General features: G+C 58.5%; 11 protein-coding genes and 2 pseudogenes. 8 read left to right on the top strand and 5 right to left on the bottom strand.

Going from position 1 to position 13,619, the window contains the following annotated elements; translation table 11 throughout:
* Positions 1 to 27: 27 nt before the first annotated feature.
* Both glnE and AC236I_RS03345 read right to left on the bottom strand, forming a co-directional pair.
* Positions 28 to 2,865, bottom strand: a complete 2,838-nt coding sequence (glnE, locus tag AC236I_RS03350; protein ID WP_160873386.1) for a bifunctional [glutamate--ammonia ligase]-adenylyl-L-tyrosine phosphorylase/[glutamate--ammonia-ligase] adenylyltransferase — start codon at positions 2,863 to 2,865, stop codon at positions 28 to 30.
* 21 nt (positions 2,866 to 2,886) lie between these two features.
* Entirely contained in the window at positions 2,887 to 4,185 is a 1,299-nt protein-coding gene (locus AC236I_RS03345) for a CYTH domain-containing protein (protein WP_213894762.1), read from the bottom strand.
* A 214-nt stretch (positions 4,186 to 4,399) separates the two neighbouring features.
* Here AC236I_RS03345 and AC236I_RS03340 point away from each other — a divergent pair, with 214 nt between their 5' ends.
* Together AC236I_RS03340 and AC236I_RS03335 are read left to right on the top strand one after the other, a co-directional pair.
* Entirely contained in the window at positions 4,400 to 5,020 is a 621-nt protein-coding gene (locus AC236I_RS03340) for a TIGR04211 family SH3 domain-containing protein (RefSeq protein ID WP_123629167.1), read from the top strand.
* A 61-nt stretch (positions 5,021 to 5,081) separates the two neighbouring features.
* A complete protein-coding gene (locus AC236I_RS03335) occupies positions 5,082 to 6,323 on the top strand; it encodes a multifunctional CCA addition/repair protein (protein WP_004867806.1) in 1,242 nt (413 codons plus the stop codon).
* 27 nt (positions 6,324 to 6,350) lie between these two features.
* On the opposite strand, the gene bacA is transcribed toward AC236I_RS03335, so the two are convergent.
* Positions 6,351 to 7,172 carry an undecaprenyl-diphosphate phosphatase gene (bacA, locus tag AC236I_RS03330; protein WP_004867807.1) on the bottom strand — a complete coding sequence of 274 codons (822 nt, stop codon included), beginning with the start codon at positions 7,170 to 7,172 and terminating at the stop codon, positions 6,351 to 6,353.
* A gap of 208 nt (positions 7,173 to 7,380) precedes the next feature.
* A pseudogene (gene folB / locus AC236I_RS03325) lies at positions 7,381 to 7,774 on the bottom strand (bifunctional dihydroneopterin aldolase/7,8-dihydroneopterin epimerase).
* 230 nt (positions 7,775 to 8,004) lie between these two features.
* On the opposite strand from folB, the gene plsY reads away from it, so the two are divergent.
* Positions 8,005 to 8,625, top strand: a complete 621-nt coding sequence (gene plsY / locus AC236I_RS03320) for a glycerol-3-phosphate 1-O-acyltransferase PlsY (protein ID WP_004867810.1) — start codon at positions 8,005 to 8,007, stop codon at positions 8,623 to 8,625.
* A 213-nt stretch (positions 8,626 to 8,838) separates the two neighbouring features.
* On the top strand, positions 8,839 to 10,305 hold the full coding sequence (locus AC236I_RS03315; RefSeq protein WP_015585698.1) for an MFS transporter: 1,467 nt from the start codon (positions 8,839 to 8,841) through the stop codon (positions 10,303 to 10,305).
* Between the two features lie 67 nt (positions 10,306 to 10,372).
* On the opposite strand, the pseudogene AC236I_RS03310 reads toward AC236I_RS03315, so the two are convergent.
* Positions 10,373 to 10,459, bottom strand: a pseudogene (locus tag AC236I_RS03310) (short-chain dehydrogenase); the annotation flags it as partial.
* On the opposite strand from AC236I_RS03310, the gene AC236I_RS03305 reads away from it, so the two are divergent.
* The 4 genes from AC236I_RS03305 to ureC are packed head-to-tail and all read left to right on the top strand — an operon-like array spanning position 10,449 to position 13,611.
* Positions 10,449 to 11,273, top strand: coding sequence for an urease accessory protein UreD (locus AC236I_RS03305; protein WP_004867813.1), 825 nt, complete (start codon positions 10,449 to 10,451; stop codon positions 11,271 to 11,273). The pseudogene AC236I_RS03310 and the gene AC236I_RS03305 sit on opposite strands and share 11 nt — an antisense overlap.
* Positions 11,274 to 11,282: 9 nt before the next feature.
* A complete protein-coding gene (locus AC236I_RS03300; RefSeq protein WP_004867816.1) occupies positions 11,283 to 11,585 on the top strand; it encodes an urease subunit gamma in 303 nt (100 codons plus the stop codon).
* A 9-nt stretch (positions 11,586 to 11,594) separates the two neighbouring features.
* Positions 11,595 to 11,915: an urease subunit beta gene (locus tag AC236I_RS03295; protein WP_004867818.1), complete on the top strand. Its 321-nt coding sequence runs from the start codon at positions 11,595 to 11,597 to the stop codon at positions 11,913 to 11,915.
* Positions 11,908 to 13,611, top strand: coding sequence for an urease subunit alpha (ureC, locus tag AC236I_RS03290; RefSeq protein WP_004867822.1), 1,704 nt, complete (start codon positions 11,908 to 11,910; stop codon positions 13,609 to 13,611). Before AC236I_RS03295 ends, ureC begins: the two co-directional genes overlap by 8 nt.
* The last annotated feature ends 8 nt before the right edge of the window (positions 13,612 to 13,619 follow it).

The raw sequence follows: 13,619 nt of genomic DNA, 5'->3' as shown, positions 1-13,619 counted from the left end.
GCGATAATAGCACACCCGGTTTTTTAGTTAAGCCATCAACCACTTCTGCCAGCTGGCGCTCACCTGCTGACGTTCATGGGTAAAGGCGTCCGGGGCGACGTTCCCCGGCTGTTCCTGCAACGCCAGATGATGCAGCGCATCGCGCAGCGTGGTGTACGCATGGGTCAACGCCTGCGCTTCTTCATCATCCATAATGTCGTTTTGCGCCAGCAGTTCCAGAATGCGCACGTTATCAGACCAGCGCGTCAGCTTCGGTTTATCGTGCGCATAGCGTAGGACCAGATACTGGGTAATAAATTCAATGTCGGTAATGCCCCCGGCATCGGCTTTAATATCAAAGCGATCCCGATGCTTATTGCCGAGATGGGCGCGCATTTTCTCCCGCATTTCCCGCACTTCGGTCTGCAGCGTCGCCCCTTCACGCGGCGTGCTGAGGATATCGCGTCGGATGGTATCAAAACGCTCCTGCAGCGCCGGATCGCCATAGACTACGCGGGCACGCACCAGGGCCTGATGTTCCCAGGTCCAGGCCTCATTCTTCTGGTAGTCGGCAAACGCATCGGCAGTGGTGACCAGCATACCCGCCGCACCAGACGGACGTAAGCGAGCATCCACTTCGTAGAGAATCCCTGAAGAGGTGCGGGTGCTGAAGAGGTGCATAATGCGCTGGGCCAGGCGCAGATAGAACTGGCGACCGTCGATTTCGCGCTCCCCGTCGGTCATCACCTCCATCGGACAATCATGCAGGAACACCAGGTCAAGGTCAGAACTGTAGCCCAGCTCCCAGCCCCCCAGTTTCCCGTAACCGACGACCGCAAAACCACGCCCCTGGCGGTCATGCAGGTGCGTCGGCTGGCCATAACGCGCCACCATCTGCATCCACGCCTGCTGGACCACCGCATCAATCATCGCTTCGGCCAGCCAGGTTAAGTGATCGCTCACTTTCATTACCGGCAGCGTACCGGCAATATCGGCGGCGGCAATATGCAGCAGCTGCGCCTGCTTAAACTGGCGCAGCGCCTCCAGCTGCTGCTCTTCGTCCTCTTCCGGCACCCGCAGCAGATACTGACGTAGCTCATCGCGATAGGCATCGGTCGCCGTCGGTTGATACAGCGTATTAGGATCCAGCAGTTCATCCAGCAGCAGCGGATGGCGCGCCAGCTGACTGGCAACCATCGGCGAAGCGGCGCAGAGGCTAATCAGATGTTTCAACGCACCGGGAAACTCGCTGAGCAATTCCAGGTAGGTGGTTCGGGTGACGATACCGGTCAACAGCGGCGTAATCCGCGCCAACGGCACCGGCGCATCGGCCCGCGAACACACTTCGCTGAGCAGATGCGGCATCAGCTGATCCAGCACCTGGCGCCCGCGCGGGCCGATAGTGCGTTTATCCAGCTCTTTACGAAAATCGGCAATCAGCGCCAGCACACTGCGACGGTCGTCATCCGCAAGATGGGCCAGCGCCGGGCTGGCGTCATCCTCTTCCAGCGCATCCTGCCACAACTCACGCCAGTACTCCTCCAGCTGCTCATCCGGTGATTGCGCTTCATCATCGCCAATCAGGTCGTTGAACACTCGCCGTACGCTGGCCATTTTCTCTTCCAGCTGCGCGGTCAGCGTTTCCCAGTCATCAACATGCATCCCCCACGCCAGGCGAGCGCGATTAAGCGCATCCTGCGGTAAAGTTTGCGTCTGCTCGTCATTGATGCTTTGCAGCAGGTTTTCCAGGCGACGTAAGAACAGGTAGGCATCACGCAACCGGGCAGCATCGCCTTCCGGCAGCAGGTGCAGCTCATCGATCGCCGCCAGCGTCGGAAGCAGCGCCCGCAGCTGGAGCGCCGGTTCGCGTCCTCCGCGGATCAGCTGGAAGACCTGTACGATAAATTCGATTTCGCGGATACCGCCCGCACCGAGCTTGATATTGTCCTTCAGCCCGCGACGACGAACTTCACGGGCAATCATCCCCTTCATATTACGCAGCGACTGGATCACGCTGAAGTCGATGTAGCGACGGAAGACGAAGGGCCGCAGCATGGCGCGCAGTTCGTTGGCATAGGTGCCTTCGTTATCGCCCATGATCCGCGCTTTGACCATCGCGTAGCGCTCCCAATCGCGCCCTTGTTCCTGATAGTAATCTTCCAGCGCGGCAAAGCTCAGCACCAGCGGCCCGCTGTCGCCGAAGGGGCGCAGGCGCATATCAACGCGATAAACAAAGCCATCCTGCGTCGGCTGGTCGAGGACTTTAATCAGCCGCTGCCCGAGGCGGGTAAAGAACTGCCCGTTATCCAGCTCGCGGCGTCCGCCGCGGGTTGCGCCATGTTCAGGCCAGGCAAAAATCAGATCGATGTCCGACGAGAAATTGAGTTCGCCTCCGCCCAGTTTCCCCATCCCGAGGATCAGCAGCGGCTGCGCTTTACCTTCGGCACTGGTAGGGGTTCCCCATTCGTTACAGCAGGCAGTGTAAAGCCAGTCGCGGGCGGCGACAATCAGCGTCTCCGCCAGCGCGCTTAGCTGCTGCAAACTGCTCTCTTCACTGACCAGCGACAGCGCTTGTGCCCAGGCGATGCGCACCATGATCCGGCGGCGAAACAGGCGCAGCTCACGCATCAGCGTCGCTTCGTCGTTGACACCGGCCAGGGCGGCCTGTAGCCAGTCGGCATAGTGACGCCACTCCTGCGCCTCGGGGGGCGAGTTTTCAAGCTCGGTCAGCCACTGCGGCTGCGCCACCAGACTCTGCTGGACGAAATCGCTGAACGCCATCACCGACTGCGCCTGCGGACTTAACGTGGATAATGGAAAATCCGCCGGCAGTCGGTCTACAACCGTCTGCCAGTGCTGCTGTAACTGTGAAGAAAGCGGCATTATAGGGGTCTCCCTGGCCTGAAATTATCGTTTTCCACTATGCAGCCAGAATGGCTCCGCGGCCAGCGCCTGGCGGCGGAAATATTCAATGACGCTGCGATCTTTGTGCTCAATAGCGCGACGGACTTCCAGCCAGTTCTCCAGCCAGGAGGCCGCAGCATCGGCATAGGCGCCGGCGAGCAGCTGAATGCAGTCTATGTCGCGGGCCAGACGCGGCAGCTGGCCGTCGTAATCGTCCCCCAGCGTCTGCTGGAACGCATTTTTTAACTCCGCCGCCGCCCGCGAAAGCTGGATATCGGCGAAACGTTTAAAAGAGCCGGCGATCTTCTTCTGCGCGTTCTCATTTAAAAAGGCGCGCCAGCTACGGCTCACCAGCCATTCGGTCAACGCGAGCTTCGCGCTGACTGCGGCAATGCTGAACAGCGCCGCCGGATCCTTTCCAGCCTCCGTCAGGGCAGCTTCCGCTTCCCCAAGCTGTTCGCGCAGCTGCGCGGTGGCCTTACGCGGCACGATACCGCCAAACAGCACCAGCGCATGACGTATCCGGGCGATGGCGCGAAGGATTTCCCCTTTTGCCATCGGATTACCGCGGCTCCAGACCTCGTCATGATAGAGCCAGTGCGCCAGCGCGTTTTCCAGCGACGCCTCCAGACCCTGCTCTACGCTGGCTTTTGGCGCCACCTGCAGAACGCCGAATGGCTGCACCGGGCGCGCATCGTTCCCCTGGGCAAGATGGTAGCCGCGCGCCGCTTTGCTGAGACTTCCCTGGCGCAGCACGCCGGTTTCCAGCAGACGACGGGCGAGCACCAGCACATCCTCCGTCTTACCAGAGAGCAGTTCCAGCTCCAGCTCGCAAATCGCCTCCTGATGCTCGGGGGTTTTCACCTCCCCGCGATCGAGCGCAATTTCAATCTGGCTCTCCCCTTCGCTGACCACCCATTTTTCACGTTCAAAATCGGTACTGAACAGCGGCTGTACGTTTTGCGCCAGATCCGCGGGCAGTTCGCCCTGCGGCCAGACTTCGGCAGGCAGGCGTTCCAGCGCCAGTTCCGGGCTTGCCAGCGGGATGTTGAATTCCGGACGCTGATGCAATCCGCCCACCACGCGCCCGGCGATTTTCAGGGTCATTTCATACTGACCGCGATCGCCACGGATGCGCAGTCCCATATCGTGACGGCGCAGCCAGTTATCCGCCGTTTCATAGTAAATATTGAGCAATTGACCCGCAGGCGTGTGCTGGGCATTAAGCGCGTTAAGGTGCTGGCGCAGTGTTTCCACGCCGCTGTCGGAGACGATAAATTTTAATTCGATTTCTTGAGCCATGACTGAATTCTTCCGCTTCTTTGCGCTGCCGGGAAAATACGGCGAACTATCGCCGATATTTTTTGTCAGTAGATAGTATTTTGCGGCGATTCTCCATGCAATGCGCATTTTGCCGGGCCACCTCCCGGATGTTTCCGATTGTGGCAGAAAACTTTGCGTCGCTATGGCGATGCCACTACTATCGTTCAACTTTTTATGATCAAACGATGACCTGATGCCAAAATTACGCCTTATCACTTTTACTTTGCTGGCGCTCAGCGCCGCCACGGCGGTTCATGCAGAAGAAAAACGCTATGTTTCTGATGAACTGAACACCTGGGTTCGCACGGGGCCGGGCGATAATTATCGTCTTCAGGGCACCATTAACGCCGGGGAAGAAGTTTCTCTGCTGCAGACCAATGACAGCACCGGTTATGCCCAGATCCGCGACGGCAACGGCCGTACCGCGTGGATTCCGCTGAAAGAGCTGAGCACCGAGCCCAGCCTGCGCACCCGCGTGCCGGATCTGGAAAATCAGGTAAAAAACCTGACCGACAAACTCAATAACATCGACACCACCTGGAATCAGCGCACCGCCGACATGCAGAAAAAGGTCGCCGGCAGCGATACCGTCATCAACGCGCTGAAAGATGAAAACCAAAAGCTGAAAAATGAGCTGGTTGTCGCCCAGAAGAAGGTGAATGCCGCGAATCTGCAGCTGGATGATAAGCAGCGCACTATTATCATGCAGTGGTTTATGTACGGCGGCGGCGTGCTTGGCGTCGGACTGCTGCTCGGTCTGGTGCTGCCGCATCTGGTCCCGAGCCGTAAACGTAAAGACCGGTGGATGAACTAATTCGTCTTCTCTGCCAGACTTACGTATCATCTTGAGCAAAGTGGATACGGGAGAGTCAGGCGTGAAGATTTATCTGGTCGGTGGTGCAGTTCGGGATGCGTTATTAGGGCTACCGGTCAAAGACAGAGATTGGGTCGTGGTTGGCGCCACGCCTGAGCAGTTGCTTGAGGCGGGCTACCAGCAGGTAGGCCGCGATTTCCCCGTATTTCTGCACCCGAAAAGCCGGGAAGAGTATGCTCTGGCACGTACCGAGCGTAAATCAGGCTCCGGCTACACCGGTTTTACCTGCTATGCCGCCCCGGACGTCACGCTGGAACAGGATCTGCTGCGCCGCGATCTGACGGTTAATGCGCTGGCTCAGGATGCCGATGGCCTGATTATCGATCCCTACGGCGGCCAGGCCGATTTGCGTCTGCGCCTGCTGCGCCACGTCTCACCCGCCTTCAGCGAAGACCCGCTGCGCGTTCTGCGCGTGGCGCGCTTCGCCGCCCGCTATGCCCACCTGGGCTTCCGTATTGCCGACGAAACAATGGCGCTGATGCGCGCCATGGCCGACGCCGGCGAACTGGCGCATCTGACGCCAGAACGGGTCTGGAAGGAGACGGAAAACGCCCTTGGCACCCGTAATCCCCAGGTCTTTTTCCAGACCTTACGCGACTGCCACGCGCTCGGCGTGCTGTTCCCGGAAATTGACGCGCTGTACGGCGTTCCGGCACCGGCTAAATGGCACCCGGAAATCGACACCGGTGTACATACGCTGATGACTCTGACGATGGCGGCAATGCTGTCGCCGGAGATTGACGTTCGCTTTGCAACGCTATGTCACGATCTCGGCAAAGGGCTGACGCCAAAAGCGCTCTGGCCGCGCCATCACGGCCACGGTCCGGCAGGCGTCAGGCTGGTCGAGCAGCTCTGCGCCCGTCTGCGCGTACCGAACGACATTCGCGATCTGGCGAAGCTGGTCGCCGAATTCCACGACCTGATTCATACCCTGCCAATACTGCAGCCCAAAACGCTGGTCAAACTGTTTGATAATATCGACGCCTGGCGTAAGCCGCAGCGGGTCATGCAAATCGCCTTAACCAGCGAAGCCGATGTGCGCGGACGTACCGGATTCGAAGCCCGCGATTATCCGCAGGGACGCCTGCTGCTTGAAGCCTGGGAGGTCGCCCAATCGGTCTCTACGAAAGAGGTGGTTGCTCAGGGCTTTAAAGGGCCGGAGATTCGTGAGGAGCTGACGCGGCGCCGCATACTGGCGGTCGCGAAGTGGAAGGAAGAGCGCTGCCCTCAGCCTTGCGACTGAGGGCCCGGTTTTACCGGCGCTGAAAACTCAGAAGAAGATAACGTAAACCACTGCCGCGACGACAAAACGGTAGATAGCAAACGGGATAAACGAAATACGTTTAATCAGCTGCAGGAAGGTTTTAATCGCGATCAGCGCCACGATGAACGCCATAATAAAGCCGACGGCAAACATCGGAATATCGCTGGCGTTGAGGAAACCGATGCTCTTATACACATCCAGCACGGTCGCCCCCATCATCATCGGCACCGCCAGCAGGAAGGAGAACTCTGACGCCGCATAGCGGCTTACGCCCATCAGCATCCCACCGGAAATGGTCGCACCGGAGCGAGAGAAACCGGGCCACAGCGCCAGGCACTGGAAGCAGCCGATGATAAATGCCTGGCGATAGGTCATATCATCAATACCGACGGCACGCGGCTGTTTTGGCTTCAGCACTTCCGCCGCGATCAGCAGCAGGCCACCCACGATCAGCGCATACATGACGTTGACCGGGTTGAACAACGATTTGATGGTATCGTGGAACAACAGACCCAGCACCACCGCCGGAACCATCCCTAATAAAATATGAATCAGCGATAAACGGCCGCTTCCCTGACCTTCATGTTCCGGTGGTTTACCGAAATGAATACCGATCAGACCAAACAGACGACGCCAGAACATGACGACAACGGCAAGAATAGAACCTAACTGAATGACCACCTCAAAAGTATTTGCCGTCTCGCCTTCAAAGCCCAGCAGATGGCCGACAATAATCATATGGCCAGTACTGGAAACAGGTAAAAATTCCGTTAACCCTTCAACCACACCCAATATTGCCGCCACCAGCAGCGAGTGTATATCGCTCATCCAATAAACCCTTTAAAAGTAAAATGAAAAAACCAGATACGCTGAACCATTCCATCAGGTGATATTGATGCGGCCAGTCTGGAGACGGACGGCGCAGGAAATCGGAGCGTACACGGAGTACGCGTAAATTTCGAGTGCTGTCCTGACCCTGAGCGGCAATTAAATATCCCGATAGCCGGATCCTGTGACCGGTATAAACGCAATTTGTTTAACGAGTATGACCTGAAAAGTTTTGTTTCAGATTAAGGCTACGTCCGACTGCGCTCGATAATCACGCCCACGTTTGCCGCCCGGGCAACGGCGCCCGGTTTGCTGACTTTAATCCGCACCCACGGCGAGGGGAATTTTTCCAGCAGCAGATCGGCAATCTCTTCCGCGACACGTTCCACCAGCGCAAAACGTCCGCCTTCAACGTGACCAATCACCAGCTCGCTGATATCAGCATAGCTGAGGCAATCATTGACATCATCGCTGCTCGCCGCTTTGCGGTTGTCCCACGCCATTTCGATATCGAACACCAGCTTCTGTTCAATGGTTTGTTCCCAGTCGTAAACACCGATAGTGGTGATTACCGAAAGTTGCTCTATAAATACAATATCCATCACGACCTGCCTGCTTTTTGGCTAAACCGGATACCACTTCCGGCGAATTATGCGTATTATCCACAGATGCAAAGACATCCCCTAAATAATTCGCATTGCAGGAAAGCAGCGGCGCAGCAAGCGTTCTGGCTCCATGCACGCTCCGATGACGGCACGAAAGAAGTGCGCCAGCGCATCAGCGACGCGAAGGATAGCGGGGACAAAACGACATTTTCAAAATGGAACAGCTGATGAGTGCAATCGCGCCTGGACTGGTTATCCTTGCCTACCTCTGCGGCTCAATTTCCAGCGCCATTCTGGTGTGTCGTCTCGCTGGCCTGCCCGATCCTCGCGATAGCGGTTCCGGCAATCCTGGGGCGACAAACGTACTACGAATTGGCGGCAAGGGAGCAGCCGTAACGGTTCTTATTTTTGATGTGCTCAAAGGCATGCTGCCCGTCTGGGGTGCCTGGGCGCTCGGCCTGACGCCTTTCTGGCTGGGTCTGGTCGCCATTGCGGCCTGCGTAGGCCATATCTGGCCGGTATTCTTTAACTTCCGCGGTGGTAAGGGCGTGGCGACCGCTTTCGGCGCAATCGCGCCCATCGGCTGGGATTTGACCGGCGTCATGGCGGGTACCTGGCTGCTGACCATCCTGCTCAGCGGCTATTCCTCGCTCGGGGCTATTGTCAGCGCGCTGATTGCCCCTTTCTACGTCTGGTGGTTCAAACCGCAGTATACCTTCCCGGTTTCTATGCTCTCCTGCCTGATTCTGCTGCGCCATCACGACAATATTCAGCGTCTGTGGCGGCGCCAGGAAACCAAAATCTGGGCCCGGCTGAAAAAGAACAAAAAAACGCCTGAGCAGAAATAATCTGGCGCCCGGTGGCGCGCGCCGGGCCCCCTTTATCCCGACATTCTCTCTGAATTACCCTTTTTGGCAGCCAATCCTCCTGAACTCACCGGCCAGAAAAAGATAATCATTTCACAACAATCACTTAGCTATGTCTTATAACCAAAAATAATTTATCCCTGCCTGCCGCGATGTTTACTCTGAATCCTTTATAAGACAGCACAGAACAACATCATGACAGACGTAATCAACGCGGCTCCGGTCGCAGCGGCGGGGTCGCCTGGCGGGGAAGTACAGTGGATACGCGGCGCCGCTGACGTATCGCGTTTAATCAATGAGGGCAGCAGCGGGCGTACCAATGCGCGGATTGTTATGGGTATCGCCCTCGGCGGTATCTTTCTCGATGCCTACGATCTTGGCTCCCTGGCCTTTGGCCTGAAAGACATTACCCGTGAATTCAACCTGACGCCCGCCGGCACCGGCATGGTGGCCTCAGCCATCACCTTCGGCGCCATCGTCGGCGCGCTGCTGGGCGGCTACCTGACGGATAAAATCGGCCGCTACCGCGTCTTCATGGCCGATATGCTGTTTTTTGTGGTGGCTGCGATCGCCTGCGCGCTGGCCCCCAACGAATACGTGCTGACCGGCGCCCGTTTTGTCATGGGCCTCGGCGTCGGTATCGATCTGCCGGTGGCGATGGCCTTCCTGAGTGAGTTCTCAAAGCTTAAGGGGCCGGGCAACAAAGCGGCCAGCGTCGCCATGTGGTGCCCGACGTGGTACGCCGCTATCAGTATTTCATATCTGCTGGTGCTCTTGTTCTATGCCGTACTGCCGGAAAGCCACAGCGACTGGCTGTGGCGGCTGATTCTGGGCTTCGGCGCGGTTCCTGCGCTGGTGATTATCGCCATTCGCAGCCGCTATATGAGCGAGTCGCCGGTGTGGGCCGCCAATCAGGGCAACCTGCGTGAAGCGGCCGCCATTCTGCGCAAGGCCTATAACATCAACGCCCACGTGGCGCAGGACGCGCTGGATAACCCGACGCCGGTGGTGAAAAAAGCGCAGTGGAGCAACTATTTCCGTCTGTTCCAGGGCGTCTATCTGCGGCGGACCACCCTCGCTACGCTGCTGTCGGTCGTCTCTTCCTTTGCCTATAACGCCGTCGCCTTCGGCCTGCCGGTGATTATCTCCAGCTTCTTTGTTCAGTCGATGCTGACCACGATTGTGATCTCCCTGGCGCTGAACCTGCTCTTTGCTTTCGTCGGCGGCCTGCTGGCAGTGCGGCTGGTGCCGCGCTTAGGGGCATGGAAGATGTCGCTGGCGGGCTACAGTTGCCAGCTGGCGGCGCTGCTGGGACTGGCGCTGATCGGCCGCCCGCACGGCGCGGGCGAAGGCATCGCGGCCGTGGCGATGCTGGCGCTGTTCCTGTTCGGCCAGGGGTTTGGCCCCGGCGCCCACACCATGACCTTTGCTTCGCTGAGCTATCCAACTTCGCTGCGCGGTGTCGGTGTCGGCCTGAACCAGACTCTGATGCGCAGCAGCTCAACCCTGTCGCTGTTCCTCTTCCCGCTGCTGGTTGCGGCCCTGGATACCCAGGTCTTTTGGATTATCGCCGCCGCGCCGCTGATTGGCCTGCTGTCGCTGCTCGCGATTCGCTGGGAACCGTCGGGTTATGACATTGACGCCGAAGATTATCAGGCGTAATAATCTTTTCGCTAAACGGCCGCCGCACAGGCGGCTGTTTTCTTGTTTTTAATTCATAAGCTTTTCATATGATCGAGATACTTTCGCGCCGATCAATACTCATCGCTGCTGTTTTATCTTGATTTTGCAGGGGCGTAACAACATTGCACAGCACCGTGTTACCAGAGAATAAAAAAGGCTGGCAGGCTACGCTGGACCTTCATTTTCAACATCGCGGCGGCAAAACGGTACTCACCTCCGCCCGTCATGTCGGTCCGCTCACCGTCCAGCGTCCCTTTTATCCTGAAGACGATACCTGTCATCTCTACTTACTCCACCCGCCGGGCGGGATTGTCGGTGGTGACGAGCTAACGATTCGCGCCGCTCTCGATAGCGGCTGCCACACGTTAATCACCATGCCCGGTGCCAGTAAGTTTTACCGCAGCAGCGGCGCGCAGGCTCATTTACATCAGCGCCTGACGCTGGCGGAACGCTCGACGCTGGAGTGGCTGCCGCAGGACGCGATTTTCTTTCCCGGCGCCCGCGCCCGTCTGCATACCGCCTTTCATCTTTGCCCTTCCAGCACGCTGCTGGCCTGGGATCTGCTGTGCCTGGGCCGCCCGGTCATCGGTGAAAGCTTTAGCCATGGCGCCCTCAGCAATCGTCTTGAAGTATGGATGGATGATGCCCCGCTGCTCATTGAACGCCTGCATCTGGCCGACGGACGTCTGGCCAGCGTGGCGCAGTACCCGTGGGTCGGTACTCTGCTGTTCTATCCCGCCAGTGAAGCCCTGCTTGACGGCGTGCGGGAACGACTCACGACGCTGGGCAATTATGCTGGCGCCACGCTGACTGACGGCCTGCTGACGGTGCGCTTTTTAAGTGACGATAACTTACTTTGCCAGCGGGCGATGCGTGATATCTGGCAGTTTATGCGCCCGCATCTGACCGGAAAGTCCCCGGTCCTTCCCCGAATCTGGTTGACCTGAGAGAACGCTATGGAACTGACCCCCAGAGAGAAAGACAAGCTGCTGTTGTTTACCGCCGCACTGGTGGCGGAACGTCGCCTGGCCCGCGGCCTGAAGCTGAACTACCCGGAAGCCGTGGCCTTAATCAGCGCCTTTATTATGGAAGGCGCCCGCGACGGTAAAAGCGTCGCGGCGCTGATGGAAGAAGGCCGCCACGTGTTAAGCCGCGAACAGGTCATGGAGGGCGTACCCGAAATGATCCCCGACATCCAGGTCGAGGCCACCTTCCCGGATGGCTCGAAGCTGGTCACCGTCCACAACCCGATTATCTGAGGTTTCGCGATGATCCCAGGTGAATATAAGGTGCAGCCCGGACAGATAGCTCTGAACGTTGGCCGCGCCACCCGCAGCATTATCGTTGAGAATCATGGCGACCGGCCGATTCAGGTTGGATCGCATTACCATTTTGCCGAGGTCAACCCGGCGCTGAAATTTGATCGGGCGCAGGCCACCGGCTATCGCCTGAACATCGCCGCCGGCACCGCGGTCCGCTTTGAGCCAGGGCAAAAACGTGAAGTAGAGTTGGTGGCGCTCGCCGGTCGTCGCGCGGTATACGGCTTTCGCGGCGACGTGATGGGAAATCTGGAGGCAAACAATGAGTGATATTTCACGTCAGGCCTATGCCGACATGTTTGGCCCCACCACCGGCGATAAAGTGCGCCTGGCGGACACCGAACTGTGGATCGAGGTCGAAGACGATCTGACCACCTACGGCGAAGAGGTCAAGTTCGGCGGCGGGAAGGTCATCCGTGACGGTATGGGCCAGGGACAAATGCTCGCTGACGACTGTGTCGATCTGGTGCTGACCAATGCGCTGATCGTCGATCACTGGGGGATCGTCAAAGCCGACATTGGTGTCAAAGAGGGGCGTATTGTCGCAATCGGCAAAGCGGGTAATCCCGATATCCAGCCTGACGTCACTATCCCCATTGGCGCGGCGACGGAGGTTATTGCCGCCGAAGGTAAGATAGTCACCGCCGGCGGCGTCGATACCCACATCCACTGGATCTGCCCGCAGCAGGCGGAAGAGGCGCTGGTCTCCGGCGTCACCACCATGGTCGGCGGCGGAACGGGCCCCGCCGCGGGGACACACGCCACCACCTGTACACCGGGGCCGTGGTACATCTCGCGGATGCTACAGGCCGCGGACAGTCTGCCGGTGAATATTGGTCTGCTGGGCAAAGGCAACGGCTCAAACCCGGACGCGCTACGCGAACAGGTTGCGGCAGGCGTTATCGGCCTGAAAATTCATGAAGACTGGGGCGCCACGCCGGCCGCCATCAACTGCGCGCTGACGGTCGCCGACGAAATGGATATTCAGGTGGCGCTGCACAGCGACACCCTGAATGAATCGGGTTTTGTTGAAGATACGCTGGCGGCGATTGCCGGACGGACGATCCACACTTTCCATACCGAAGGTGCCGGCGGCGGCCATGCGCCGGATATTATTACCGCCTGCGCACACCCCAATATTTTGCCCTCCTCCACCAACCCGACGCTGCCCTACACCGTCAATACCATTGACGAACATCTCGATATGCTGATGGTCTGCCACCATCTCGATCCGGATATTGCGGAAGACGTGGCGTTTGCCGAATCCCGCATCCGCCGGGAAACCATTGCGGCAGAAGATGTTCTGCACGACCTCGGCGCCTTCTCTCTGACCTCTTCCGATTCGCAGGCGATGGGGCGCGTGGGCGAAGTCGTTCTGCGTACCTGGCAGGTGGCGCATCGGATGAAGGTGCAGCGCGGGCCGCTGGCGGAAGAACGCGGCGATAACGACAACTTCCGCGTGAAGCGCTATATCGCCAAGTACACCATTAACCCGGCGCTGACCCACGGTATCGCCCATGAAGTCGGCTCGATTGAAGTGGGCAAACTGGCGGATCTCGTGCTGTGGTCCCCGGCGTTTTTCGGCGTTAAGCCGGCCACGGTGATCAAGGGCGGTATGATCGCCATTGCCCCGATGGGCGACATCAACGCCTCGATTCCGACGCCACAGCCGGTGCACTACCGCCCGATGTTCGGCGCGCTGGGCAGCGCTCGCCATCACTGTCGCCTCACCTTCCTGCCGCAGGCGGCGGTCGACAGTGGCGTGGCGCAGCGTCTGAATCTGCAGAGCGCCACGGCGGTGGTGAAAGGCTGCCGGACGGTACAAAAGACCGACATGATCCATAACGGCCTGCAGCCCAATATCACCGTCGACGCGCAAACCTATGAAGTGCGCATCGATGGCGAACTGATCACCAGCGAACCGGCAGATGTCCTGCCGATGGCGCAACGTTATTTTCTGTTTTAAGGAGTCCG

Source organism: Klebsiella sp. Sb-30, assembly GCF_057652795.1.
Note: the sequence above shows the minus strand (reverse complement) of the source record. Positions and strands in the feature narration are given on the sequence as shown.